The organism is Streptomyces sp. ID05-26A, from assembly GCF_033794685.1.
Lineage (GTDB): Bacteria > Actinomycetota > Actinomycetes > Mycobacteriales > Pseudonocardiaceae > Lentzea.
In genome coordinates, this window is sequence record NZ_JARAYZ010000002.1 from 612,549 (window position 1) to 637,428 (window position 24,880).

The 24,880-nt window shown below is 71.1% G+C and carries 24 protein-coding genes; 12 read left to right on the forward strand and 12 right to left on the reverse strand.

What is annotated here, in order from left to right; translation table 11 throughout:
• Positions 1–9: 9 nt before the first annotated feature.
• From PV646_RS18485 to lnt, 5 genes are all read left to right on the forward strand, one after another.
• Complete coding sequence (locus PV646_RS18485; protein ID WP_500343398.1) at positions 10–591, forward strand: TetR/AcrR family transcriptional regulator; 582 nt, start codon at positions 10–12, stop codon at positions 589–591.
• A 47-nt stretch (positions 592–638) separates the two neighbouring features.
• Entirely contained in the window at positions 639–1,409 is a 771-nt protein-coding gene (locus PV646_RS18490) for an SDR family NAD(P)-dependent oxidoreductase (protein ID WP_500343399.1), read from the forward strand.
• Between the two features lie 92 nt (positions 1,410–1,501).
• Positions 1,502–3,064: a sigma-70 family RNA polymerase sigma factor gene (locus PV646_RS18495; RefSeq protein WP_500343400.1), complete on the forward strand. Its 1,563-nt coding sequence runs from the start codon at positions 1,502–1,504 to the stop codon at positions 3,062–3,064.
• Between the two features lie 67 nt (positions 3,065–3,131).
• Positions 3,132–4,610: a polyprenol phosphomannose-dependent alpha 1,6 mannosyltransferase MptB gene (gene mptB / locus PV646_RS18500; RefSeq protein ID WP_500343401.1), complete on the forward strand. Its 1,479-nt coding sequence runs from the start codon at positions 3,132–3,134 to the stop codon at positions 4,608–4,610.
• The gene (gene lnt / locus PV646_RS18505) at positions 4,597–6,087 is read left to right on the forward strand and encodes an apolipoprotein N-acyltransferase (RefSeq protein WP_500343402.1); all 1,491 of its coding nucleotides are present in this window, start codon (positions 4,597–4,599) and stop codon (positions 6,085–6,087) included. The genes mptB and lnt overlap by 14 nt, the downstream gene beginning before the upstream one ends.
• Here lnt and PV646_RS18510 read toward each other — a convergent pair.
• The 4 genes from PV646_RS18510 to PV646_RS18525 form a co-directional block, all read right to left on the reverse strand.
• Complete coding sequence (locus PV646_RS18510) at positions 5,987–6,667, reverse strand: class I SAM-dependent methyltransferase (RefSeq protein ID WP_500343403.1); 681 nt, start codon at positions 6,665–6,667, stop codon at positions 5,987–5,989. The genes lnt and PV646_RS18510 overlap by 101 nt on opposite strands.
• A gap of 57 nt (positions 6,668–6,724) precedes the next feature.
• Positions 6,725–7,648: an ArsR/SmtB family transcription factor gene (locus PV646_RS18515; protein ID WP_500343404.1), complete on the reverse strand. Its 924-nt coding sequence runs from the start codon at positions 7,646–7,648 to the stop codon at positions 6,725–6,727.
• A gap of 179 nt (positions 7,649–7,827) precedes the next feature.
• Positions 7,828–8,250 (reverse strand): peptidase inhibitor family I36 protein, encoded by a 423-nt coding sequence (locus PV646_RS18520; RefSeq protein WP_500343405.1) that lies wholly within the window; start codon positions 8,248–8,250, stop codon positions 7,828–7,830.
• A gap of 133 nt (positions 8,251–8,383) precedes the next feature.
• Entirely contained in the window at positions 8,384–9,829 is a 1,446-nt protein-coding gene (locus PV646_RS18525) for a phenylacetate--CoA ligase family protein (RefSeq protein ID WP_500343406.1), read from the reverse strand.
• Positions 9,830–9,962: 133 nt separating this feature from the next.
• Between PV646_RS18525 and PV646_RS18530 the strand changes: the two genes are divergently transcribed.
• Together PV646_RS18530 and PV646_RS18535 are read left to right on the forward strand one after the other, a co-directional pair.
• Complete coding sequence (locus PV646_RS18530) at positions 9,963–11,615, forward strand: choice-of-anchor B family protein (protein WP_500343407.1); 1,653 nt, start codon at positions 9,963–9,965, stop codon at positions 11,613–11,615.
• A 52-nt stretch (positions 11,616–11,667) separates the two neighbouring features.
• Positions 11,668–12,534: a DUF8832 domain-containing protein gene (locus PV646_RS18535; protein ID WP_500343408.1), complete on the forward strand. Its 867-nt coding sequence runs from the start codon at positions 11,668–11,670 to the stop codon at positions 12,532–12,534.
• 164 nt (positions 12,535–12,698) lie between these two features.
• On the opposite strand, the gene PV646_RS18540 is transcribed toward PV646_RS18535, so the two are convergent.
• The 5 genes from PV646_RS18540 to PV646_RS18560 all read right to left on the reverse strand — a co-directional run bounded on the left by PV646_RS18540 (position 12,699) and on the right by PV646_RS18560 (position 18,036).
• Positions 12,699–13,940: a sensor histidine kinase gene (locus tag PV646_RS18540; RefSeq protein WP_500343409.1), complete on the reverse strand. Its 1,242-nt coding sequence runs from the start codon at positions 13,938–13,940 to the stop codon at positions 12,699–12,701.
• Positions 13,937–14,650, reverse strand: coding sequence for a response regulator transcription factor (locus PV646_RS18545; protein WP_500343410.1), 714 nt, complete (start codon positions 14,648–14,650; stop codon positions 13,937–13,939). The genes PV646_RS18540 and PV646_RS18545 overlap by 4 nt, the downstream gene beginning before the upstream one ends.
• 179 nt (positions 14,651–14,829) lie before the next feature.
• Positions 14,830–15,621 (reverse strand): glycoside hydrolase family 20 zincin-like fold domain-containing protein, encoded by a 792-nt coding sequence (locus tag PV646_RS18550; RefSeq protein ID WP_500343411.1) that lies wholly within the window; start codon positions 15,619–15,621, stop codon positions 14,830–14,832.
• Positions 15,622–15,655: 34 nt separating this feature from the next.
• A complete protein-coding gene (locus PV646_RS18555; protein ID WP_500343412.1) occupies positions 15,656–17,353 on the reverse strand; it encodes a sensor histidine kinase in 1,698 nt (565 codons plus the stop codon).
• Positions 17,353–18,036: a response regulator transcription factor gene (locus tag PV646_RS18560; protein ID WP_500343413.1), complete on the reverse strand. Its 684-nt coding sequence runs from the start codon at positions 18,034–18,036 to the stop codon at positions 17,353–17,355. Before PV646_RS18560 ends, PV646_RS18555 begins: the two co-directional genes overlap by 1 nt.
• A 79-nt stretch (positions 18,037–18,115) precedes the next feature.
• Between PV646_RS18560 and PV646_RS18565 the strand changes: the two genes are divergently transcribed.
• Genes PV646_RS18565 through PV646_RS18580 form a run of 4 tightly spaced genes read left to right on the forward strand, consistent with a single transcriptional unit; the run spans position 18,116 to position 21,577 of the window.
• Positions 18,116–19,150 carry an efflux RND transporter periplasmic adaptor subunit gene (locus tag PV646_RS18565; RefSeq protein WP_500343414.1) on the forward strand — a complete coding sequence of 345 codons (1,035 nt, stop codon included), beginning with the start codon at positions 18,116–18,118 and terminating at the stop codon, positions 19,148–19,150.
• Positions 19,147–19,857: an ABC transporter ATP-binding protein gene (locus tag PV646_RS18570; protein WP_500343415.1), complete on the forward strand. Its 711-nt coding sequence runs from the start codon at positions 19,147–19,149 to the stop codon at positions 19,855–19,857. The genes PV646_RS18565 and PV646_RS18570 overlap by 4 nt, the downstream gene beginning before the upstream one ends.
• On the forward strand, positions 19,854–21,023 hold the full coding sequence (locus tag PV646_RS18575) for an ABC transporter permease (RefSeq protein ID WP_500343416.1): 1,170 nt from the start codon (positions 19,854–19,856) through the stop codon (positions 21,021–21,023). Before PV646_RS18570 ends, PV646_RS18575 begins: the two co-directional genes overlap by 4 nt.
• Before the next feature lie 17 nt (positions 21,024–21,040).
• A complete protein-coding gene (locus PV646_RS18580) occupies positions 21,041–21,577 on the forward strand; it encodes a hypothetical protein (protein WP_500343417.1) in 537 nt (178 codons plus the stop codon).
• 35 nt (positions 21,578–21,612) lie between these two features.
• On the opposite strand, the gene PV646_RS18585 is transcribed toward PV646_RS18580, so the two are convergent.
• Both PV646_RS18585 and PV646_RS18590 read right to left on the reverse strand, forming a co-directional pair.
• Positions 21,613–22,635, reverse strand: coding sequence for an LLM class flavin-dependent oxidoreductase (locus tag PV646_RS18585; protein WP_500343418.1), 1,023 nt, complete (start codon positions 22,633–22,635; stop codon positions 21,613–21,615).
• Positions 22,632–23,216, reverse strand: a complete 585-nt coding sequence (locus PV646_RS18590) for an NADPH-dependent F420 reductase (protein WP_500343419.1) — start codon at positions 23,214–23,216, stop codon at positions 22,632–22,634. Before PV646_RS18590 ends, PV646_RS18585 begins: the two co-directional genes overlap by 4 nt.
• Positions 23,217–23,312: 96 nt before the next feature.
• Here PV646_RS18590 and PV646_RS18595 point away from each other — a divergent pair, with 96 nt between their 5' ends.
• On the forward strand, positions 23,313–24,065 hold the full coding sequence (locus PV646_RS18595) for a class I SAM-dependent methyltransferase (protein WP_500343420.1): 753 nt from the start codon (positions 23,313–23,315) through the stop codon (positions 24,063–24,065).
• On the opposite strand, the gene PV646_RS18600 is transcribed toward PV646_RS18595, so the two are convergent.
• Positions 24,049–24,828 carry an alpha/beta fold hydrolase gene (locus tag PV646_RS18600; RefSeq protein WP_500343421.1) on the reverse strand — a complete coding sequence of 260 codons (780 nt, stop codon included), beginning with the start codon at positions 24,826–24,828 and terminating at the stop codon, positions 24,049–24,051. The two genes, PV646_RS18595 and PV646_RS18600, sit on opposite strands and share 17 nt — an antisense overlap.
• Between the last annotated feature and the right edge of the window lie 52 nt (positions 24,829–24,880).

Consider the following 24,880-nt stretch of genomic DNA (forward strand, 5'->3'; position numbering starts at 1 on the left):
CTCGACGTCATGGCACTGACGACGAAGGGGCGCGCCACCCGGCAGCGCATCATCGAGGGCGCCGCGGCCTACCTGCGCAGCGACGAACCGGCCGGCGTGACACTGGACGACATCCGCGCGATCACCGGCACCAGCAAGAGCCAGATCTTCCACTACTTCCCGGACGGCAAGGAGGAACTCTTCCTCGCCGTGGCCCGGCACGAGGCCGATCGGGTGCTCGACGACCAGCAGCCGCACCTCGGCGCCCTCACCTCGTGGGCCGCGTGGGAGCGGTGGCGCGACTCCGTCGTGGCCCGGTACCGCGCACAGGGACGGCACTGCCCGCTCGGCACGCTGATGGGGCAGGTCGGCGGCACGCCGGGCGCGCAGGAGGTGATCACCGCGCTGCTGAACCAGTGGCAGGCCCACGTGCGGAAGGGGATCGCCGACATGCAGGCGGCCGGGCTGGTGCGGGAGGGCCTCGACCCCGACCGGGTCTCCGCCGCGTTCATCGCGGGCGTCCAGGGCGGGGTCCTCGTGCTCCTCAACACCGGCAGCGTCACGCACCTGGAGGCGGTGCTGGACACGTTGATCGAGCACCTGAAGGGCTAGGTTTTCTGGACTTGCGGGTCCAAAAAAGCGCTCGTAGCGTCGAGGACATGACACAGCGACTGCAGGGCAGGACGGCCCTCATCACCGGTTCCACCAGCAACATCGGCCGCTCGATCGCGGTCGCCTTCGCCCGGGAGGGCGCGCACGTCGTCGTCTCCGGCCGTGACGAGGCCAGGGGAGCGGAGGTGGTCGCGGAGATCCGCGCGAACGGCGGCAAGGCCGACTTCGCACGCGCCGACCTCGACGGCACCCCCGCCCTGAGCAAGGCGCTCGCCGACGAGGCCACCGCGTTGCTGGGAGGTCGTGTCGACGTCCTCGTGAACAACGCGGGCATCTACCCGCCCTCGTCCACCCCGACGACCGACGAGGAGACCTTCGACCGGGTCTTCGGCGTCAACGTGAAGGCTCCCTTCTTCCTGACGCAGGCACTCGCTCCCGCGATGATCGACGCCGGTGGCGGCGTGGTCCTCAACCTCGGCTCGTGGATCACCCGGCTCGGCGTCCCGAGCGGGTCGATCTACAGCACCAGCAAGGGTGCGATGGAGACGCTGACGAAGGCGTGGGCCTCGGAGTTCGGGCCGCGGGGCATCCGGGTCAACGCCATCTCGCCGGGTGTCATCGCCTCGGCCGGCTGGGACGACGACACCCGCGCCGCCGCGGACGTGATGATGCGCGGCACGCCCGCCGGCCGGTCCGGGCACCCGGACGCGATCGCGTCGGCCGCCGTCTACCTGGCCTCGGACGAGGCGGAGTTCGTGCACGGCATCGTGCTGGACGTCGACGGTGGCCGCACGGGCGTGGCGGTGGTCGCAGTGTGACCCCGATCACCTTCTGGCCCTGTTTCTGTGACCTGAGGTGAGACTCGCCGGTCTCCCATGGCGTGCAGGAACAGTCGGCGAAGGGTGCGGAAGTGACGGGTCGGGAGTGGCTGGGGCAGGTGGACGCGGAGCAGGTGCAGGCCGCGCGGGCCGGTGATCGGACGGCGCTCGACGCCGTGATCGCGGGTTCACTGCCGCTGGTCTACAACGTCGCCGGTCGGGCGTTGCACGCCGATTCCGAGGTCGACGACGTGGTGCAGGAGACGATGGTCCGCGTGATCCGCGGCATCGACGCGCTGCGGGAGCCGGACCGTTTCCGGTCGTGGCTGGTCGCCGTCACCATCAACCAGGTCCGCGAGCACTACCGCCGCAGAGACCTGGCCCCCGCCCCGCTGGAGGAGTACGACCGGGCCGACCCCGGCGCCGAGTTCGTGGAGACCGCGTTGTCCCGGTTGCACTTCGCCCAGCAACGCCGTGAGGTCGACGAGGCCGCGCGCTGGCTCGACCCGGCCGACCGCGAGCTGCTGGCGCTCTGGACGCTCGAACGCGTCGGGCAGCTCACCAGGGCCGAGGTCACCGACGCGCTCGACCTCGGCGCGCACGCGGTCACGGTGCGGGTCAGCAGGCTCAAGGGCCGGCTGGAGACGATCCGGCACCTCGTGCGCGCGTTGTCGATGGAACCGCGGTGCGAAGGCCTGGACCGGGCGGCGCAGGGCTGGAACGGCGAGCCCAGCCCGTTGTGGCGCAAGCGGCTCCTGCGGCACGTCGACGAGTGCGGCCGGTGCAGCCGCGGTGTGGACGACGCGATGCCGGTCGAACGCATCCTGACCGGCGCCGCGCTGCTCGTGGTCCCGGCCGCGTACCTGCCCCGGCTGCTCGAGAGCCTCGCCGACGTCACGCCCGAGACCGTGGCACTCGCGTCCGAACTCGCGCCCACCCACCTCGCGGAACCGGCCGGCGCGTTCGCGAAGCTCACCGCCAAGCCCGTGCTCGCGGTGGCGGGCGCCGCGGCGGTGTGCGCGCTCGTCGGCGTGGTCGGCACGATGGTGCTGCTGCCGTCCGACCCGCCGGCCGCCGTGGCCGGGCCGAACACCACCCAGGGCCTCGCGCTCAGCACGTCCTCGTCGCAGGTGCCGGAGACCACGTCCGCGGCGTCGAGCGCGCCGCCGTCCACGACGACCACGACGACCACCACGACGACGGCGCCGCCCGAGCCTCCGCGCGTGGCCACGCCGGAGGAACGCGTCCTGGCGCTGATCAACGAGACCAGGGCGAAGAGCGGCCTGGCACCGTTGGTGGTCGACCCCGCGCTGGTCACCGCGGCGGATCGGCACACCAGGGCGATGATGAGCAACGGCTGCGGCCTGTCGCACCAGTGCGCCGGCGAGAGCGGTCTGGGCGAGCGCAGCACCGCGGCGGGCGTGAAGTGGAGCTCGGTCGCGGAGAACGTCGGCATGGGCGGCCCGGTCAAGGACAACGTCGAGGCGATCTCCAAGATGGCGCTCGGCCTGACCCAGGGCATGATCGACGAGAAGCCGCCGAACGACGGCCACCGCAAGAACATCCTGAGCAAGTCGTCCACCCGCATCGGCATCGTGGTGATCCGCGACGCCAAGGGAACCGTGTGGATGACGCACGACTTCGCCGGAAGTTGAGCCTCGGAGCAGGTTTAAAAAAGATCATCCTGAAGTAGTACGTGGGAACGCGACCACAGTCGGACGCGTGACGATCTGTCCGGAAAGCACTGTCTTCTCCGTGCAGACCGTCACGTACCGCTGGCCGACCGCGGTCACCGCCGCCCAGATCACCGGAACCCCGCTCACCGGCACCCCGGAACTGTTGCGCTGGACGGGTTTCGGCGGTGCGCTCCTGCTCACCGCCGGGGCGTGGGCCGTGAGCGCCAGAACCGGTGGCGCGGTGGCCCTGGGCGTCGCGATCGCGGGTGCCGGACTGGTCGTGCTCACGTGGGCGCTGCTCGGTCGCACCAGGCCGGACCCGCGGTGGCTGCGCCGCACCCTGGCGTGGTGGTGCGGGCCGCTGCTGGTGGCCCCGCCGCTGTTCAGCCAGGACGTCTTCAGCTACCTGGCCCAGGGCGAGGTGGCCGCGAACGGCCTCGACCCCAACGTGGTCAGCCCGGCGGTGGGCGCGAGTGCGGAGGCGGTGGCACGGGTCGGCGTCTACTGGCGCGAGACGCCGTCGCCGTACGGGCCGTTGTTCACCACGGTCGAACGGACCATCACCGAGGTCACCGGCGGCAACCCCGTCCTGGGCATCGGGTTGTACCGGCTGGTCGCCGTGCTGGGCCTGCTGCTCGTCGTGTGGTCGGTGCCGAAGCTCGCGGTGATGGCCGGGGTCGAGGAACGCGCGGCGTTGTGGCTGGGCGTGATGAACCCGTTGGTGCTGTGGCATCTCGTCGGCGGTGTCCACAATGACGCGTTGATGCTCGGCCTCATGCTGTCCGGCACGGTCGTCGCGTTGCAGGCACTGCCCGAACTGAAGTGGTGGCCGTACATGGCCGGTGTGGTGCTCATCGGGCTGGGAGCACAGGTCAAGTTGCCCGCACTGGTGGCGCTCGCGGTCGTGGGCACGGCACTGGCCCGCAGGCTGGGCGGCGGCTGGGTCCGGTTCGTCACCGCGGGGTTCGCCATGGTGGCCGCCACCGTGGTCGTGTCCGTCGTGACGTCGCTGGCCGGCGGGTCCGGTTTCGGCTGGGTGCAGGCGCTCGGCACACCGTCCAAGGTGAACAGCTGGATGGCTCCGACGAACTGGCCGGGCTATCTGGCGGGTGCGGTGTTCGGCGCGGAAACCGGGCAGGCGATGATTTCCGCGGCACGGATCGCGGGGCTCGTGCTGATCCTCTGCGGGGTGGCGGTGCTGTTGGGTCGCCAACTGCGCGGACGGATCTCCGAGGTGACGTCGCTGGGGATGATGATGAGCCTGATCGTGGTGCTGGGGCCGGTGATCCAGCCGTGGTACCTGCTGTGGGCCGTGCTGCCGCTGGCCGCGTGCCTGCCGGTGGGGACGTGGCGGACCAGGGTCGCCGTGCTCGCCGGGGTGTTCGCGCTGCTGGTGCCGCCGCTCGCGGGCAACTTCGCGGGCCGCGTGCCCGAACTGGTCGGCGCCTACGTCGTCGGGATCGCCCTCGTCGGTGGCGCGTACCTCGTCCTGCGCCGGGCGAGGGTGTCCGTTGCGCAAGCCTGATCTCGCCCGCTACGGCGCGGCGGCGCTGGCCGGTGGCGCACTGGCCCTGAGCTTCCCGCCGCGCACGCTCTGGTGGCTCGCCGTCCCCGCGTTCGCGGTGTTCTGGCTGGCCTTGAAGGGCGCGGGCGCCCGTCGCGGCGCCGGGCTCGGCTTCGCGTTCGGGCTCGCGTTCTTCCTCCCGCACCTGTGGTGGATCCAGCACTTCCTGGGCAACGACTTCGGCCCCTGGCCGTGGCTGGTGCTCAGCGCGTTGATGGCCTTGTTCATCTGCGGTGTCTGCGCGCTGTTCCCGCTGGTCAACAGGTTGCCCGCGGCGCCGGTGTGGGCGACGCTGCTGTTCGTGCTGCAGGAGACCCTGCGCGGCCTGATCCCGGCCAACGGCTTCCCGTGGGGCCGCGTCGCGTTCGGACAGGTCGACGGCCCGTTCGCGCGGCTCGCCGTGATCGGTGGCGCGCCGCTCGTGACGTTCGCGGTGGTGTTCACCGGGTTCGGTCTGGCGGCGTGGTTCCCGCGCTGGACGCGTGCCTGGGCGCTGGTGCCGATCGTCGCCGCGCTCGCCGTGAGCCCGTTGATCTCGATCGAGGCCCAGACCGGCCAGAAGACCGTCGCGGTCGTGCAGGGCAACGCCCCCGACCTCGGCCTCGGCCTGCTCACCGAGGGCGCCACCCTGCGCGACAACCACCTGCGCAAAACCGCCGAACTGGCCGCGCTGGTCCGCGGCGGCGCGCTGCCGAAACCGGACCTCGCGGTGTGGCCGGAGAGCGCCACCAGGACCCGTGACCGAGACCCGGTGCTCGACGCCGCCATCACCGACCTCGGCGTGCCGACCCTGGTGAGCGCGCTGCGCAACGGCCAGAACTCCGTCATCGCCTGGGACCCGAAGACCGGCGCGGGCCAGTCGTACGCCAAGCAGGAGCTCGTCCCGTTCGCCGAGCACATCCCGCTGCGCCCACTGGCCCGGATCTTCACCCCGTTCGCCGACCAGGCGGACCTCGACGCGGGCACCGAACCGGGCGTGCTGGACATCGCGGGCACGCGCGTGGGCGTCGGCATCTGCTACGAGGTCGCCTACGACTACGTCCTGCGCGAGAGCGCGGCGGACGGCGCGCAACTCCTGGTCGTGCCGACGAACAACGCCTGGTACGGCCACGGCGAGATGACCTACCAGCAACTCGGGATGGCCCGCCTGCGCGCGATCGAACACGGCCGCGCCGTCGTGGTCGCGGCGATCAGCGGCGTGAGCGCGGTCGTGCGCCCGGACGGCAGCATCGTGCGGTCGACTGGGATGTTCACCGACGACCTGATGGTGGACACCGTGCCGTTGCGCTCAGACCTGACGTTCGCGACGAGGTTCGGCGGTGCGGTCCACGTCCTGCTCACGGGGCTGGCGCTGGCCGCGTGCGTGGCGGGGTTGTGGTCGCGGCAGCGAGCACGACGGGTACCGGAGTCCCACCCTCGGCGAACCGCGCAGGAGTGAGACCCGCGGCGAGCAAGGCGTTCAGCAGGTCCGCCAACGGCCAGTGCGACGCGCCGACCTTGTCGCGCAGCCCCTGATCGGTCCACGACTCCCTGGTGTGGTGGACGTCGAGATAACCGGGCCGCACCACCACCGCGGCCGGGTCGCCGCGGTCGGCGAACCCACCGCAGAAGCACGGGTGCACGCCGACGTGCACGAACACCCCGCCCGGCCGCAGCACCCTGGCCACCTCGCGCAGGACGTCCGGGTAGGCGGGCATGTCGGTGTGCACCATCACCGCCACAGCGGCCGGGACGCTGCCGTCCCGCAAGGGCAGCCGACCCGCGTCCGCCCGCACGACGGGCAGCCGGCCACGGGCGTGGCGCAGCATCCCCGCCGACAGGTCGACCCCGACGGGCGTCCACCCCAGCTCCCTCAGGAGCGCGGCGTGCACGCCCGTCCCGCAGCCGATCTCCAGACACGTCCCGGCACCCTCGCCGAGCAGGTCCCTGATCGCCTGGCCGATCCCGAGAGGATCGTCCCGCTGCGCGGTCAGGAACCGTTCCTCGTACCAGTCCGCGATCTCGTCGTAGGCAGCCACCTCACCACTGAACCGGCGCTCCGGTCACACCCGCCAGGGATTCCGCGCGCGGCGAACTCAGTTCTTGCCGAGCAGCGCCGACCCCAGCAGCGTTCGCTGGTGCAGCACGGAAAGCCCCTGCCTCTCCGTCGTCAGCAGCCCCGCCTCCCGCAGCACCGTCGTGTGCCGGCTGACCGACGACGGTGACGCCCCGAGACGTTCCGCCAGCTCGGTCGTCGTGGCCCCGGCACCCACCGCCGCCAGCACCGCCGACCGCGTGTTGCCGAGCAACGCCGCGAGCGCGCCCTGCTCACGCCGTCCACTCGCGAGTTGCCGCTGCCAGGTCCAGTCGTGGTGCAGCGGGTACACCACGGTGGGCGGCAGCCCCGGATCAGCGAACGCGACCGGTGTGCGGCGGCAGAAGTACGACGGCACCAGCCGCAGCCCGCGCCCGTTGAGGTACAGGTCGCGGTCGTGCGCGTACTGGACCTCCAGCACGGGCGCGCGCCAGTTCATCAACGGCCACATGCCCCGCAGCAAGCCCTCCACGGTGCACGCCAGTCCGTTGCGGTGCACACGATCGGTCTCGACGGCCTCGTCGATCAGATCGCCGTACGGCTCGATGACCGCGCGGTGGTACCGGGTGAGCGCCTCGGTGAGCTCCACCAGGGACTCGCCGTCGCCCGCCGCCAGCGGACGCGTCCACTCGGGAACCGGCCGCACGTCCTCCAGCCGCCCGAACTCCTCCCGCAACCGGTGCCGTGGTGTGGACCGGATCGCGGCCAGCGCACTACCCAGTCCCTGCGCACCCTCGGGCGGTGTGAGGAAGTCCGGGAAGTACGGCCCCAGCGGAGCGAGCACGGACAGCATGCGGACGCCGGACGTGATCACCTGCCGGTCGCCGTTGCGGCGGACGTGCCGCAGCCACGGCTGCAACAACAACCCGCTGTCCAACTCCGTCAGCCGAAGCCAGCTGAACACCATTTCCCAGAGCGGATCCACCCTTTCTGCTACCTGCGTACGCTCCAGATCACCTTCGGAAAAATGGATGCGCAACACAGCAACCTCCCCAGGCCAGGTCACCGCGCATAATGCTACTGGGCGTGTCGATCCGCCATTTCGCGCAACGAAAACCGGTCGCGGGACCAGGTCCCGCGACCGGTTTTCGTGCTAGGGCCGGATCAGCCGCAGCTGGTGCTGACCCACTGGTGCGAGCGGATCTTGTAGGTGCCGGCGAGGTCACCCTTCTTGCCCTGCTTCGTGCAGCCGATCGAGCCGTTGTAGCCGGTGTCGCGGTAGAACCTGACGCCCTTGGCGGAGGACGTGCCGCGGTTGTAGACGGACTTGACCTCAGTGTCGTACCAAGAACACTTGTAGGTCCCCGAGGCCCAGTCCGAGTCGGCCACGTCCCACATGCAGCGCTTGCCGGTGCCGCCGAAGTCGTTCCAGAAGCAGACGTTGCCGGTGTTGCAGGCCCAGGCCGCGAGAGCCTGGCCGGTCTCGGCGTCGTACGCCGCCCCCACGGCGGCGGCCCCGGCGGCCGGAGCCTCCGCCTGCGCGCTCGGGGCAGCGAGTGCGAGGGTGAAGAGCATGGTGAGCGGCATCAATGCCGTCATAATACGCCGAACGAAACTCAACGGATTTCCTCCCCAGTCCTGCAACCAATTCGAACGACGCCACTTTAGGCAGGCCGGGGAAGTTTCGAAAAGCTATTGCTCCGTGGTGCAAAAGCGCTTTTCAGGTTCGTCGGGTGTACCTGTGTTTCACGCCGGCGGGGAAGTGCTCCGGATCGCCGTGCGGGCGCAGCACCACCTCGGGCAGCTGCCGCTCCACCGGGACGTAGTGCGCGAACTCGCTGTTGAGCCGCAGCAACTGGACCTTGATCGACTCGGCGATCACGCCCGCGTCCGCCGTCGCGCCCGGCGCGGTCTCGACGGTGATCCGCAACAGGCGATCACGATCTTCGTCCTCGACCGATTCGATCACGAACTTCCCCGTCACCACGTCGCTGATGCCGGGCTGTTCCAATCCGACGGTCACGTTCTCCGGATGGACGTTCGCGCCGAAGAACGACACGGTGAACAGCGACCGCCCGAACAGGAACACGAACGGCAGCTCCGGTCCGGGCGGGGGAGTGAACCCGTGCCGCGCGCAGTGCTCCAGCAGTTCGGCGTGCCCGAGAACCCCGCCCTCGTCGGCGATCCGGTACCGCACGAGCGGGATCCCGCCGTCCGCCGTGAACACCAGGGTGCCGTCGTGCACCTCGAAGAACCGGCTGGCCGGGTCGTACTGCACGAGCGTCGGCAACCGCGAGTCGCCGAACACCTCACGAGCCTGGTCCGGGTGGTCCGCGAAGAACCCGCGGATCGACGCGGACAACGCGGTCTCGTTGCCCAGCACGCCGGAATCCGCTGTGCCGTAGAGGGAAGCGACGTCAGCGGCCGGGTCCGCGATGCCGGCGCGGCGCGACACGAGGTCGCGCCACTGCTCGCTGAACACCTCACCCGCCAGCACCAGCTTGATCCGGTACGAGGCCCAGTCGACGCCGCCGGCCAGCCCGGTGTCGATCACGTCCTTCACGAACGGCGGGTAGCCCAGGAGCACGACCTGCTCGAAGTGCGGCGCCAGCTCCGGCAGCACCCGCAGGATCTCGGCCTTGTTGTTCCCCGGCGCCACCACGGTGATCGGACAGCCCTTGGCCGCGAGATGCCGCACGCACGCCTGCGTGAACAGCCCTCCCACCCACGTGCCGAGCGGAAAGCACACCACGGCCAGAGTTCTGCGCTCGTCCGCGTGGAATCCGTCCACCAGCACCTGCTCGAACCGCCGCGCCACGTGCAACTCGTCCTCGACGCCGCGCGGCCAGATCGTCGGCCTGCCGCTGGACCCGGACGACACCGCGATCATGTCGCACCCGGCGAGGTTCCCGTCGCGGCACAGCTCCGGCAGCGGGTACCGCTCGTGGTAGCTCGGCTTGTCGAGCAGCGGCAACCGCTGGAAGTCCTCGAACGTCGTGATCGATCCGGGCTCGATCCCGTTCTCCCGCAACAGCTTCCCGTACGCGGGCACGCTCGCGGCCGTGCGCTGGAACAGGTCGAGCACCCAGCTTTCCGACTTCGGCTCGCTCGGCGCGAAGAAGTCGTCGAACGCCGCGCGCACGCGGGCCTGGCGGCTGCTGTCCATGGTTCCGAGCGTATCGATTCGACCCCATTCCACCCGAACCAGACGAACGACGGTTCACGGCGAGTGGTCGGCGCTTCTACGGTCTGTGGTTGACCGGGAACCCCTGCCTCCCGTTCCTAAGGAGTCCAACTTCATGAAATCCCTGCGCATGGGGGCGCTGGCCGTCTTGACGGTCTCCGTGGTCGCCCTCTCGATGACGGGCGCCTCCGCCCACGATCCGAACACCGCCGAAGGACAGGCCGCGGCCAGGACGTTCCTGGCCGACCACCTGCCCGCCGACCGCCACGCCGTCACCGGGTCCGCCGCCGGTGTGCCGTGCGTGGACGGCAAGGCCGACATCTACCCCTGCAAGAACGTGGACCTGCTCAGCGTGCTGCCCCTGTCCGCGATGGGCGGTGGCAACGGCAACGACATCTGGGGCTGGACCGACCCGTCCTCCGGCAAGGAGTACGCGATCGTCGGCCGCACCAACGGCACCGCGTTCGTCGACGTCAGCACGCCCACGGCACCGAAGTTCCTGGGCAACCTGCCGTCCAACGGCGGCAGCAGCTCGTGGCGCGACATGAAGGTCTACAAGGACCACGCCTTCATCGTCGCCGACTTCATCACCGGCCACGGCATGCAGGTGTTCGACCTGACCCGCCTGCGGACGATCACCACCCCGCAGACGCTGACCGCCGACGCGCTCTACAAGGAGTTCGGCCCGGCGCACAACATCGCCATCAACGAGGAGACCGGGTACGCGTACGCGATCGGCTCCAACACGTGCAGCGGCGGCCCGCACATGGTCGACATCCGCACGCCGAAGTCGCCGAAGAACGCGGGCTGCGTCGCGCAGGACGGCTACACGCACGACAACCAGTGCGTGATCTACCGCGGCCCGGACGCGACCTACCGGGGCCGGGAGATCTGCTTCAACTCCAACGAGGACACGCTGACGATCGTCGACGTGACCGACAAGGCCAACCCGGTCCAGATCGTGCGCAAGGCCTACTCCGGCGCGCAGTACTCGCACCAGGGCTGGCTGACCGAGGACCAGCGCTACTTCCTGCTCGACGACGAGCTCGACGAGTCGCGCGGCACCGACAAGCGCACGAAGACCTACATCTGGGACCTGGCGTCGCTGGCGAACCCGGTGCACACGGGCGTCTACAACTCGCCCGCCACGGCGATCGACCACAACCAGTACATCAAGGGCAAGTACTCCTACCAGGCCAACTACCAGGCCGGGCTGCGCATCCTCGACGTCAGCGGCGTCGCGTCGGCACAGCTCACGGAGGCCGGGTACTTCGACATCTACCCGGCGGCGAACGAGGCGAAGTTCAACGGGGCGTGGAGCAACTACCCGTACTTCGCCAGCGGCATCGTCCTGGTCAACGGCATCGAGCAGGGCCTGGTCGTCGTCAAGCCCACCCTCGGCGCGGTCGAACCGCCGCCCACCGGCGGCAAGTTCGAGAACACGGCCGACGTGTCCATTCCGGACAAGGGCGCCGCGGTGACGTCGTCCGTCTCGGTCTCCGGCGTGCCCGGCAAGGCGCCCGCCGCCCTGAAGGTGAACGTCGACATCAAGCACCCGTACCGCGGTGATCTGGTGATCGACCTCGTCGCTCCGGACGGCACCTCGTTCCGCCTCAAGGGTTCCGGCAACGACTCCGGCGACAACGTGGTGACCACCTACACGGTGAACGCCGCCGCGGAGGACGCCGCCGGAGCCTGGCAGCTCAAGGTGCAGGACGTGGCCAGCTCCGACGTCGGTTACATCGACGCGTGGAGCCTGCAGTTCTGACCTGACGCGGGTGGGCGGTCCAGGCCGTCCACCCGCGCCGCTGGGAGTAGTCATGCGCAAACTGAGCCTCACCGACTGGTTCTTCGCCCTGCTCGCCGTCGCCGTGGTGGCGGGTGGCGGGATCGTCGTGTTCGCGAAGTCCGCCCCGCCGATGCAGCACCAGAACATGGGCCCGGTGCTGCCCGCCGCGCACAGCGACGGTCTGTCTGATGTGGAGAGCGGCTACCGGTTCGAACGCGTCACCACCCCCGAGACCCGCGGTACCGCCGTGCCGGTCGCGTTCCGGATCCTCGACGGCGCGGGCAAGCCCGTCACCCGGTTCCTGGACAACCAGACCAAGCAGATGCACTTCTTCACCGTCCGCGAGGACATGTTCGTGTTCGAGCACCTGCACCCGGTTCTGCAGGGCGACACCTGGCACACCACGCTCTCCCTGCCCGACGGCGGTGCCTACCGGATGTTCGCGGAGTTCGTGCCGCTCGACACGGCGGACCCGCGCCACCCGGTCGTGCTCGGCGTGCCGTTCAGCGTTCCCGGTGACACGACGGTCGTCCCGGTGCCCGCTCCGGCGGACGGTGCCACGACCACCGACGGCTACAGCGTGGTGCGCGTGGACTCACCGGCCCAGCCCACCGCGATGGCCCCGCAGACGCTGCGCCTGTCGATCCGCGGCCCGGACGGCACACCGGTGACCTCGCTGGAACCGCATCTGGGCGCCAACGGCCACATGACCGGCTTCCACACCATGCTGCTCTCGGCCACCCACCTGCACCCGGTCGAACTGGCGGGCATCCCGCTCGACAACGGTGAGCTGAGCTTCCAGGCCGTGTTCGCCGACCGGGGCGAGTACCGGCTGTTCCTGGAGTTCGCCCACGGCGGCAAGGTGCGCAGGGCGGCGTTCACGGTCGGGGTCGGCTGAGCCACCGGACCGGAAGGCCGGGACGTCCGCGCGACGACCCGGCCACCGGCGTTCACCGGACGGGCGACGGCTCCCTGACGTGGGCCACGACCGCGTTCGTCGCCGAGATCCGGCGCGGGGGCGGTGGCGAGCGCGGCAGCCGCCCGACTTCGCCACCGCGACCCTCACGGGCGGGCGCTGGCGATCCGTTCCCGGACCGGCACCACCGGGGCCCCCACCGGAATCCGGAGCGTGAACCGAGCCCCCACCCCGGGCCGCCCCACGGCCGACACCGACCCACCATGCCCAGCGACGATCTCCTGCACCAGCGCGAGTCCCAGCCCGAACCGCCCCTCCCCGGCACCCCGGTGGAACCGCTCGAACAACCGCCTCGCCTCCCGAGTCTCGAACCCCTCTCCGTTGTCCGCCACCACCAGCTCGGCCTCTCCGGCACCCGCACGCACGCTCACCGAGATCCGCCCACCCTCGGGCGTGTGCCGGACGGCGTTGGCCAGCAGCTCGTCGACGGCCCGCCGCAAACCGGTCTCGATCCCGTGCACCACCACAGGGTGCCCGGGATGGTCCAGCGCCAGGGTGATCCGCCGTTCGGCGGCGCGTTCGGTCTCGCCCACCACCGCGGCCTCGGCCACGTCGGCCAGGTCCACCGGCTTGCCGTCGAGTCGCCGGGTGAGCTGCGCGGAGGCCAGCAGGTCGTCCACCACGTCGGCGAGCCCGCGGATCGATCCGGCCAGCGCGTCGAGGGTGGTCCGCTGGTCGTCGGGCAGGTCCACGGCGGCCGCGAGCAGCTGGGCGCGCAGGTACGCGCGGGCGATCGGGGTGCGCAGCTCGTGACTCGCGTCGGTGACGAAACGGCGTTGCCGGGCCAGTGCCTCGGCCAGCGGGCCCACCGTGCGGCGGCTGACGCCCAGGCCGATCAACGCCGCCACCACGAGGCCGCAGACCAGCGCGACCGCCAGTGCCCGCAGCAGGTTCGTGCGGTCGGCGAGTTGGTAGCGCAGGTCGAACACCGCCTGCACGGTCGTGCCGTCCGCGCCCGGTGCCGTGAGCACCATGTACTCGGTGCCGTTCGCCAAGACGTCGCGGGGGACCGACGTGCCCGACCTGTGCACGGCGTCGATGTCGCCGCGCATCGGGAAACCGGCCGGCACCTCCAGCGGACCCTCGTGCAGCACACCGTCCTCCAGCACGAACACCCACGCGCATCGGGGTGCGATGCCCGGCACGCCGTACTGGGCGTTGTAGCGGAGTTCGCGCGAAACCTGGGTCTCCTGCGCGTGCACCATGACCGTGTACGCGATCGCGCCGACGAACGCGACCATCAGCGTGATCGCGAGGCCCACCAGCACGCTGACCCGCAGCCGTGCCCGCCGGACCTCGGCCCGTTCCGCCTCGGCCCACGACCTCACAGCGCCCCCAACCGGTAACCGATCCCCTGAACCGTCTGGACGACCGAACGTCCGACCTTCGACCGCAGGTAGTGCACGTAGGTGTCCACAATGGACAGGGAGGGGGCGTCCTGGAACACCGTGCGCCGCAACGCCGCCCGCGTGTGCACCGTCTCCGGGTGCGTCGCGAGCACGCGCAGCAACGCGAACTCCCTCGTGGTGAGCGGCACTTTCTCGCCGTCGGGCAACACGACCCGGTGCTGTTCGAGCTCCAGGCGACCGGCGCCGATGCACAGCACCGCTGCCAGTTCCGCGGCCCGCCGGCACAGCGCCCGCAGCCGCGCGGTCAGCTCGCCCAGGTCGAACGGCTTGGCGAGGTAGTCGTCGGCACCGGCGTCGAGGCCGTCGATCCGGTCGTGCACCGACCCCATCGCGGTGAGCATCAGCGCCTGGCTGCGCACGGACCGGGAACGCAACCGGGACACCAGGTCCAGCCCGTCGACCACCGGCAGGACGCGGTCGATCACGACCACGTCGTAGGGGTGGGTGAGAGCGAGGTGCAGGCCACGTTGCCCGTCGAACGCGACGTCGACGTCGTACCCCTCACCGCGCAGCACCACGGCGAGCTGCTCCGCGAGTTCCCGGTCGTCGTCCACGAACAGGAGCCGGAAACGGTGGTCCGGCCGGAACTTCGAAGAGGCCCGCACGAGGACAACGATCGCACCGCTCACGGCGCCGAACCAGGACGCGACAGCCAACGGACAGGTTCACGGACGCGTCCGGAAAGCCTGGTGTGGCACAACTTCCCCGGTCGAACGCCTCCACCGCGCGCCGGAGACCCGCTGGCCAAAGATAAACATGTGAAGCGGGTCGTCGCGTGACCTGCGATCACGCGACGACTGTGAACGAGCTACCAGGCGGGCGCGACGGCGGAGGTGGTGCGCAGTTCGCCCACCCAGCCCGCGGTCGCGATGGCGCGCAGGACGTCGTCGCCCTCGGCGAGCTTCCCGTGCGGGCCCAGGACGTCCGCGTCCCCGGCGTGCCAGCGCACCGGCAGCTTGCCGTGCCGTTCCAGCAAACCGGCGAACTTCGTCGTCAGCTTGGCGGTACCGATGTGCACCCAGCGGCTCGGGAACAGCTCCAGCAGTTCGATCGTCGCCGGGCTGAGTTCGGGCACCACGGTGATGCCGTGGTCGCGGCCGTACTCGACCAGGTCGCGCAGCGCGTCGGCGTCCCCGTCCGGGAAGACGTGCAGCACGTTGAGCTTGTAGGCGGCCATCCGGTCGATGGCCCTGCGCATCTCGGCGGGCGGCAGCAGCGCACTCGACACACCGCGCCACGCGAACGCGGGGGAGTCGCGCACGTCGGCCGCGCGGACCGCGCCGTCGCCGGTCATCAGCTGCCGGAACGACTGCACGCCGTGCCGCAGCCCGGCCTGGGTGCCCGCGCGCAGCATGATCGCGTCGTTGCTGACCAGCAGCGCGTACCCTTCGGGGCCGAGCCCGCGCATCGCCGGGTCGTGCGACACCATCAGCATCCCGTCGGGCGACTCCGCCAGCAGGAAGCCGGTCTGCCGGAAGACGTGCTCGCGCAGCATCGCGGCCGCGGTGCGCGCCTGCCCGGTCACCCGGACGGTCACGTCTTCGGTCAGTACGAACGAGCCCGTGCGACGGGGCGCGCTCGAGGGCATGGGAACAATCACCGGTTTCCTCTCCAGCGAACTAACGCTGGGTGTATCAGGTGAGTTCCGGCAATCGGACGCGGAACGTGGTTCCGGTGCCTGTCGTGCTGGTCACATCGACCGTTCCGGCGTGCGCCTCGACGAGCTTGCGGACGATCGCGAGGCCCAGTCCGCTGCCGCCCGTGCTGCGGCTGCGCGACTTGTCCGCGCGCCAGAACCGGTCGAACACGTGGGGGAGGTCCTCGGCCGGGATGCCCGGCCCGGTGTCCGCCACCGTGATCACGACCTCGCCGTCCCCGGACGTGGCCCCGACCGCCACCGAGCCGCCGGCGGGCACGTACCGCAGCGCGTTCGCGACGAGGTTGTCGAGGACCTGCCGCAACCGCAGGGCGTCCGCCCGGACGGTCAGCGAGCGGTCAGCCGACACCGTCAACGTGACACCGGCCTGCGCGGCCCGTACCTCGTGTGCGGCTTGGACCTGTTCCAACGCTGACACGACGTTCACCCGTTCGAGTGTCAGGCGGAGCGCGCCCGCGTCCGCGACGGCGAGGTCCTGCAGGTCGTCGACCACGTGTTGCAGCACGAGCGCTTCCTTGAGCAGCAACGCGATCAGCGCCGGGTCGAGGTCGCTCACCCCGTCCTCGGCCGCCTCCAGCCAGCCCCAGATGTTGCTCAACGGCGTCCGCAGCTCGTGCGCGACGTCGCTGACCATCGCCTTCCGCGCCCGCTCCAGCTGCGCCCTGCTCGCGGTCATCGTGTTGAACGCCCTGGTCAGCCCCGCGATCTCGTCCTGCCCGCGCACCGGCACCGGCGGGACGTCACCACCGCCGGACAGGTGCTGGGCGGCGGCCGTCAGCGCTCGCAACGGCCGGGTGATCCGCGCACCCGCGAACGCCGCCACCCCCACCGCGGCCAGCAGCACCGCAGCCGCGGCCCCGACGACCTGCCCGCCGTTGCCCGACAACGAGATCGCGGCGGTCGGCGGGCCCGTCGGGTTCGTCAGGTACAGCAGGACGGGCGGCGCCACGTACGGCGTGAGCTGCTCCCTGCGGGACGCGGCGACGCACTCGGCGACGGCGGGTTCGTCCGGTGGCGGCGCACCACCGGACTGCTTCTCGGCGGGCGTGAAGTCGGGATCGAGGTCCGCCGGCGGCAGCGAGCGGCGCGCCAGGCAGGCGTTGACGAGGTCCTCGAGGTCGAGCAGCGCGGAGAAGTCGGCGGCGGTGTCGAACGGCAGGTCCCGTTCCCGGCAGTCCAGCCGGGTCTGCTCCTTCTTCACCAGTCGCAGGCAGAACAGCGAGCCGGTGCGGTCCTCGCGGTCGCGGAAGTCGATCGGCGTGCGGAACGGTCCCAGCACGCGCTTGTCGATCCGGTCGGCGGGCGCTCCCGGCACCAGCACCGGGTCGACCGCCAGCGGGTCCACCACGGCGGCGGCCTTGGCCGGCAGTTGGCCGCCGTCCCCGCCCCGATCGGCGACCGTGCGGCCGTCCTTGGTGACGAGCACGACTCGGCGGCCGGGGTGCTCCGACATCAGCGACTCGACGTAGCCGTCCACTTCGGACCAGTCGCGGTGGTCGGTCGCGTACGCCAGCAGCGTCGCGTAGATCCGGTTGTCCGAGGCCAGTTCACGGCCCTGTTCGCGGGCGATCGACGCCTTCGTCAGCTGCGTCGCCAGCCACGCCGTCGCCGCGATCGAGCACACCGCGATCAGCACCACGACCACGAGCAGCCGGGTGAAGACGCTCCGGCGCATCAGCGTCCCGCCGTGAGCTTGTAGCCGATCCCGTAGACGGTCACGAGGTGCGCGGGCGTGCGCGGATCGGTCTCGATCTTGCGGCGCAGGTTCTTCACGTGCGTGTCGATCGTGCGGGTGGTCAGGAAGCTGTCGATGCCGTGCATCCGTTCCAGCAACTGCTCACGGCTGAACACCCGGTCCACTTCGGACGCCAGCACCTCCAGCAGCCCGAACTCGCCGGGCGTGCACTCGACCAGCTCGTCCCGCACCCGGACCTCGTGCCGCACCTGGTCGACCACGATCGGCCCGACCCGGAGCTCCGGCCTCGGCTTCTCCGCCGGCAGCCGCCGCAGCAACGTCCGCACCCGCGCCACGAGCTCGCGCGGGCTGAAGGGCTTGGTCATGTAGTCGTCCGCGCCGATCCCGAGCCCGTGCAGCAGGTCGTCCTCGGTGGACCGCGCCGTCAGCATCAGCACGAGGACGTCCGAATCGGCCCGCAGCGCCCGGCACACGTCCAGCCCGCTCAGCCCCGGCAGCATCAGGTCGAGCACCACGAGAGCGGGATCGTGCCGGCGGACCACGTCGAGCGCGTCCCGTCCGTCGTGGACGACGAGCACCCGGTGGTGGTCCTGCTCCAGGTAGCGGCGCACCAGCTCGGCCTGGTTCTCGTCGTCCTCCGCGACCAGGATGAGAGCGCTCACCGGCCGATCATAGGAACGCCCTCGGCCCGATCACCGGTTCGACACAGGATCCTCACAAGTGCCTCCGAAGATCCACCGCATGCGCAGGACAGTCATCGTGGCCGCGGTGCTCGCCGTGGTCGCCGCCGCCGTCACCCTCGTGGTGCGCGGCCGGCCAGCCGAGCCCGCCGCGGCCCCGCCACCAGCGGTGCAGACCACGACCGTGCGAAAGGGAGACCTCACGAACACCCGCACGCTGCAGGGCCAGCTCGGTTTCGGCGCGGCCCGGCCGGTGAAGGGCGCCGCGGGCACCGTGACGAAGCTGCCCGGCGCCGGTCAGGCCACCGAACTCGGCAAGGAGCTCTACCGCGTCGACGACCAGCCCGTCGTCGTGTTCCTCGGCGCGACACCGCTGTTCCGGCCGTTGGACGCGCCGGGGCTCAAGGGATCGGACGTGGCCGTGGTGATGGACAACCTCGCCGCCCTGGGCTACTCGGTCGGCACCCGCCCGAGGGACGCGGCCAAGGCCGAGTTCACCTCGCGCGTGGCCGACGCGCTGAAGAAGTGGCAGAAGGCCATCGGCGTCGAGCAGACCGGCACCCTCGCACCCGGCCGCGTGCTCGTGCTGGACCGCCCGATGCGCGTCGGCACGGTGAAGGCCCAGCTCGGCGACCCCGCCACGGAGGAGCTGTTCGAGCTCACGCCGACCACGCGCCTCGTCACGCTGCAGGTGCCGGTGACCGAGGCCGGCGTGCTGAAAGCGGACGTGCCGGTCACGATCCTGCGGCCCGACAACCGCCCGGTCCCCGCGAAGGTCACGACGGTGAAGCAGATCGCGGCACCCGCCGAGAGCGGCGGCGGCCCGAAGGTCGACGTCGTGATCACGCCGGACGATCCGGCCGACGTCGGCGACCTCGACGCCGCCCCCGTCCGCCTCACCGTCACCACCGAGAGCCGCACCGGCGTGCTGACCGTGCCGCTGGCAGCGCTCGTGGCGTTGAAGGAGGGCGGCTACGCCGTGCAGCTGCCCTCGGGCGCCTTGAAGGCCGTGCGGACCGGCCTGTACTCGCAGGACAAGGTCGAGATCTCCGGCGACGGCGTCGTGGACGGCCTCGAAGTGGTGACGGCCCAGTGACCCCGGTGCTCGCCCTGCGCTCGGTGACCAAGAGGTACCCCGGCGGTGTGACGGCCCTCGACGACGTGTCGTTGCAGGTCGGCTCAGGAGAGCTGCTCGCGATCGTGGGCCCGTCCGGCTCCGGCAAGTCCACCCTGCTGCACCTCGTCGGCACCCTCGACGTCCCGTCGTCCGGCACGGTGGAGATCGACGGCCAGGACGTGTCCCGCCTGCCCGACCGCCGCCTGTCCGCGTTGCGCGGCAGCAGGCTGGGGTTCGTGTTCCAGCAGTTCCACCTGTCCGACGGGTTGTCCGCCGTCGAGAACGTCGCGACCGGCCTGCTCTACGCCGGAGTGCGCCGCAAGAACCGCCGCGGCATGGCGGAGGAGGCGTTGGAGCGCGTCGGCCTCGGCCACCGCACCGACCACAAGCCCCAGCAGCTGTCCGGCGGCGAACGCCAGCGCGTCGCCGTCGCCCGTGCCGTGGTGAACAACCCGGCCCTGGTGCTGGCCGACGAACCGACCGGGGCGCTCGACACCGCGAACGGCCTGGCGGTGCTGGAGTTGCTGCGGGACCTCAACCGGCAGGGCACCACCATCGCTTTGATCACGCACGACCGGGACATCGCCGCGTCGTTGCCACGCCGGGTGGAGCTGCGCGACGGCCGGATCGTCGCGGACACGGGTGACGCGACCCTCTCCCTGCCCGTCGTGGGGAGCCGACGATGACCCGCCTCTCACCGGTGGACCTGCTGTCCGTCGGCTCCCTGGGCATGCGCACCCGCAGGCTCCGCGCCGCTCTGTCCGCCCTCGGCATCGCCCTGGGCATCGCCACCGTCGTGGTCGTCACCGGCATCCCCGCCTCCAGCCAGCAGGCCCTGCTCGACGAACTGACCACTTTGGGCACCAACCTCCTGCGCGCCCAGCCCACTCAGCGCCAGGACGACCCGGTGCTGCTGCCGGAGTCCTCGGTGGCGATGGTCCAGCGCATCGGCCCGGTGACCGCCGCCGCGGCCGTCGCCAACACGCACACCCGAGTCCGCCGCAACGACCTCCTCGACCCGGGCCACAGTTCCGACATCACGGTCCTCGCCGCCACTCCGGGCCTGCTGGAGACCGTGAACGGCCACGTCCAGAGCGGGGAGTTCCTGCCCCGCCCCGACTTCCCGAGCGTCGTGCTCGGCAACGTCGCCGCCCAGCGCCTCGGCATCCCGGACGTCGGCGAACGCCCGGCGGTGTACGTGGGGGACCGGTGGTTCACGGTGACGGGCGTGCTCGCCCCGATGCCGCTGGCACCCGACATCGAACGCTCGGTGCTCGTCGGCTGGGACGCCGCCCGCACCCAGCTGGGCTTCGACGGCCACCCGACCGTCGTCTACGTGAAGGCCCGCGAGGAGTCCATCGAGGACGTCCGGGCGGTCCTGCCCGCGACCCTCTACGGCGAGGTCCCCGGCCTGGTCCAGGTCAGCCGCCCGTCCGACGCGCTGGCGGCCAAACGCGCCACCCAGAACTCCTACAGCGCCCTGTTCCTCGGCCTCGCGGGCATCGCGCTGCTGGTGGGCGGCGTGGGCGTGGCGAACACGATGGTGATCTCCGTGCTCGAACGCCGCAGCGAGATCGGCCTGCGCCGCGCCCTGGGAGCCACCCGAGGCCACATCCGGGCCCAGTTCCTGACCGAGGCGGTCCTGCTCTCCGGCCTGGGAGGCCTCGCGGGCACCGCACTGGGCGCGCTGGCGGTGGCGGGCTACGCCACCCTGCACCGCTGGCCGCTCGTCCTCCCGCTCGAAGTCCTGGCCGCAGGCGTGCTCGCCGCGTTCGTCGTGGGCGCCGCCGCCGGCCTCTACCCCTCCCTCCGCGCCGCCAGGCTCACCCCGACGCAGGCGCTCGCCGCGTGACGAAAGGAAACCCGACGATGAAGAAGGCCACCCCGGCCCTCCTGCTGCTGCTCCTGGCCGCGTGCGCCAAGCCCGAGGCCCCGCCCCAGGTCGCCTCGATCTCGACACCCCAGAGCAGCAGTCCCCCCTCGGCGGCGCAGGAACAACGGCCCCGTGAACGCCTCGACATGACCAACGAGGACGTAGAAGCCCTCTACGTCCCGTACAACCAGTGCATGGCGAGCTTCGGCATGGACAAGAAGGGCCGCGCGGACGAGAGCAGCGGCCGCCCGCAGCCGACGAAGGAGGAGCTCGACAAGGCGTTGCAGGTCTGCGAGGTGAAGACGCCGCTGCCCCCTTGGGAGAAGGACGTCACCAACCCGGAGGCCGTCGACTTCGCCAACCGCGTCGTGCAATGCCTGCGCGGCAAGGGAGTCCGCTACGTCGAGGTGCACAACGAACCGGGCTCGGACACCGTCTCCTACGCGTTCGGCGGTCCGAACAACGACGCGGCGTCGATCACGCTCGGGCTGGAGCACGTCAAGGGGTGCGAGATCGCGTCGTCCAAGAAGTAACGCCGTGGGGGCCGCGTCAGCGGCCCCCACCAGGGTCAGGCGAGCATGTCCCGCACCAACGGCACGACCTTCGTCCCGTACAGCTCGATCGTCCGCATCAGCGACTCGTGCGACAGCCCGCCGATCCCGTACTTCAGGTCGAACCGGCTCGCGTCGAGCTTCTTCATGGTGCGCGCCATCTTCTCCGCGACGGTCTCCGGCGAGCCGACGAACAACGCACCGTGCGGCCCCACCTCGTGCGCGTACGACTCCGGCGTCGGGGTGGCGAACCCGCGAGTCTTGCCGAGCCGCCCGATCAGGTCGAGGTAGTGCGGCCAGAACTCCTCCCGCGCCTGTTCGTCGGTCTCCGCCACGTGGCCGGGGGAGTGGATGCCGATCGGCAACGGGTCGCGCCCGAACTTCTCCAGCGCGTGCTGGTAGAGCTCCGAGAACGGGGCGAAGCGGCCGGGGTGGCCGCCGATGATCGCGAGCATCAGCGAGAAGCCGTACGAGGCCGCGCGCACCACGGACTGCGGGCTGCCGCCGACGCCGATCCACGTCGGGAACGGCTCGGTGTACGGCACCACGTCCTGCTCGTGCAGTGCCGCGCGGGTCTTGCCCTGCCAGGTGATCGGGCCGCCCTTCAGCAGTTCCGCGAAGAGGTGCGTCTTCTCCTCGAACAGGTCCTCGTAGTCCGCGAGGTCGTAGCCGAACAGCGGGAACGAGTCCACACTGGACCCGCGGCCCAGGATGACCTCCGCGCGGCCGTCCGACACGGCGTTGAGCGTCGAGAAGCGCTGGTACACGCGCACCGGGTCGTCCGAGCTGAGCACCGTCACGGCCGAGCCGAGGTGGATCGACGACGTGCGGGCGGCGATCGCGGCGAGCACCACGTCGGCCGCGGACAACGGCATGTCCGGGGTGTGGTGTTCGCCGATGCCGAAGAAGTCGAGGCCGACCTGGTCGGCCAGCACGCCCTGCTCGACCAGGTTGCGGATGGTCTGGGCGTGCGTCAGCGGGGTGCCCGAGGCGTCGTGGGTGACGTCGCCGAACGTGTCGAGCCCGAACGTGGTGGTCATGACTGCTCCTTGCCGAAGTTCTCGAATTCCTGCCTGCGGGCCGCGACGCCGAACACCGGGCCGCCGGGTTCCAGCAGCCGTCCCGCGGCCAGGGACCCCACCGGCACCGGGTCGAACCCGATGCGGTCCAGGAACTCCGCGACGGCCTTCACCGCGGCCGGCGAGTCACCGGCCAAACCGACGGCGCGACCGGCGGCGGGCTCCATGTCCTGGTAGGCGACGTGGTTGAGGGTTTTGACGACCTGAGCGCCCGCCAGCCGCCCGGCCACCTGCTCGCTCGTGCCCAGGGGAGCGTCCGCAGGCGGCCAGTGGTTCATCGAGTCGATGACGACCTTGCCCGCCAACATCCCCGGCTCGAGCGCCGGGAACCGGTGCCACGGGATCGCCAGCACGACGAGGTCCGCGTCCGCGACCGCGTCGGCGGCCGACAGCGCGACGGCACCGGGCGCGAGGAAGTCGGTGATCATCTCGATCCGCGACGGGTCACCGGAGCCCGCGATGGTGACCTCGTAGCCCGCCGCGAGGGCGAGACGCGCGATGACGGGACCGACGTGGCCCGCACCCAGAACAGCGATCTTCACAACCCACCCGACCTCGCTAGTTGATGTGTCATCCAGCTTAACCGGACCAGCCCCCGTTTAATTCCGCGGGGTCCGCGCGGGGTTACCGTCGACGGCATGTGGGGTTTCGGCGACGCCTACGAGCACTACGTCGGCCGGTGGAGCCGGCCGGTCGCAGTGGAGTTCCTGCGCTGGCTGGCCGTGCCGCCCGGCCGGACCTGGCTCGACGTCGGCTGCGGCACGGGCGCGCTGACCGGGACCGTGCTGGCGCACGCCCAGCCCGCCGCGATCACGGGCATCGACCCGTCGGCAGGGTTCCTCGACCTGGCCAGGGAACGCGTCCCCGGCGCGTCCTTCGAGGTCGGCACCGCCACCGACCTGGGCGGACGCACCGCCGACGTCGTGGTCAGCGGGCTCGTGCTCACGTTCGTGCCGGACGTGGCCCGAGCGGTCGGGGAGTTCGCGCGCGCCGCGCCGTTCGTGGGTTCGTACCTGTGGGACTACACGAGCGGCATGCGGATGATGCGACTGTTCTGGGACGCGGCGAAGGACGTCGACCCCGCCGCGGCCGATCACGACGAAGGACTGCGCTTCGGCCGCGTGAGCGATCCGGACCCGTTGCGCGCGTTGTGGACCGGGGCCGGGCTGCGCGACGTCGAGGTGACCGGCATCGTCGTGCCCACCGTCTTCCGCGACTTCGACGACTTCTGGAGTCCGTTCCTGGGCGGCACGGGCGCGGCACCCGCCTACGCGGCCACGTTGCCGCCGGAGCACCTCGCCGCCGTCCGCGAACTGCTCCGCTCCCGCCTGCCGCAGACCGGTCCGATCGAGCTGACCGCGAAGGCCTGGGCCGTCAGAGGGTCGCGCTGAGGAAGCGCTCCAGGTGCGGATTGACGTCCGCGGCGTGCGTGAGGCTCAGGAAGTGCGCGCCACCCTCGACGAGCACCAGCGGCTCCGCCTTGGGCAGCCCCGCGACCAGGGCCTCGGCCTTCGCGACGGGGTAGGCGAGGTCGGCGGTGCCGTGCAGCACGAGAGCGGGCACGCCGATCTCCGGCAGCCGGTCGAGCACGCCCTCGCGGCCGACCAGGGCGTTCATGATCAGCCTCAGCCGTTCGGGCTCGACGGCGCTCCACTTCGGCGTCCAGTCCGACGGGTCGTGGTCGCCCAGGCAGATCTTCGCGACCGCCTCGGCCACCGTCTCGGGTCCCTGCGCGATCCACACCTCGGCGAGCTGCTGGTACGCGTCGGAGATCTGCTCGTCCTCGGTCTCACCGGACGTGCCGAGCAACACGAGCGCCGCCACCCGTTCCGGAGCCAGCAACGCCATCCGCAGCGCCACGAACCCGCCCTGGCTGGTGCCGGCCACAGCCGCCTGCCGCACACCCAGGGCATCGAGCACCACGAGCGCGTCGCGGGCCACGTCCCAGTGGTCGAACGGTCCGGTCGCGGGTGTGCCACCGTGGCCGCGCTCGTCGATCGCGATGAGCCGGTGGCGGTCGCCGAGCGCCTCGACCTGCGGTGACCACATCGTCGCGTCCATCAGGAAGCTGTGCAGCAGCACGACCGCCGGGCCGTCACCGCCGTGGTCCACGTAGGACACCAGCTGTCCGTCGGCGGTGGTCACCGTAGCCATGCCGTACACCCCGTCCCGCATAGTGGATCTTCAGCGCCGCCTGCCCGGTTCG

Bases quoted from the DNA above. Each gene is read 5' to 3' on its own strand.
- PV646_RS18595 (WP_500343420.1), top strand. From the start codon at position 23,313: ATGTGGGGTTTCGGCGACGCCTACGAGCACTACGTCGGCCGGTGGAGC.
- PV646_RS18580 (WP_500343417.1), top strand. From the start codon at position 21,041: ATGAAGAAGGCCACCCCGGCCCTCCTGCTGCTGCTCCTGGCCGCGTGC.
- PV646_RS18530 (WP_500343407.1), top strand. From the start codon at position 9,963: ATGAAATCCCTGCGCATGGGGGCGCTGGCCGTCTTGACGGTCTCCGTG.
- PV646_RS18555 (WP_500343412.1), bottom strand. From the start codon at position 17,353: ATGCGCCGGAGCGTCTTCACCCGGCTGCTCGTGGTCGTGGTGCTGATC.
- PV646_RS18535 (WP_500343408.1), top strand. From the start codon at position 11,668: ATGCGCAAACTGAGCCTCACCGACTGGTTCTTCGCCCTGCTCGCCGTC.
- PV646_RS18600 (WP_500343421.1), bottom strand. From the start codon at position 24,828: ATGGCTACGGTGACCACCGCCGACGGACAGCTGGTGTCCTACGTGGAC.
- PV646_RS18565 (WP_500343414.1), top strand. From the start codon at position 18,116: ATGCGCAGGACAGTCATCGTGGCCGCGGTGCTCGCCGTGGTCGCCGCC.
- PV646_RS18520 (WP_500343405.1), bottom strand. From the start codon at position 8,250: ATGCCGCTCACCATGCTCTTCACCCTCGCACTCGCTGCCCCGAGCGCG.
- PV646_RS18490 (WP_500343399.1), top strand. From the start codon at position 639: ATGACACAGCGACTGCAGGGCAGGACGGCCCTCATCACCGGTTCCACC.
- PV646_RS18585 (WP_500343418.1), bottom strand. From the start codon at position 22,635: ATGACCACCACGTTCGGGCTCGACACGTTCGGCGACGTCACCCACGAC.
- PV646_RS18525 (WP_500343406.1), bottom strand. From the start codon at position 9,829: ATGGACAGCAGCCGCCAGGCCCGCGTGCGCGCGGCGTTCGACGACTTC.
- PV646_RS18575 (WP_500343416.1), top strand. From the start codon at position 19,854: ATGACCCGCCTCTCACCGGTGGACCTGCTGTCCGTCGGCTCCCTGGGC.
- PV646_RS18485 (WP_500343398.1), top strand. From the start codon at position 10: ATGGCACTGACGACGAAGGGGCGCGCCACCCGGCAGCGCATCATCGAG.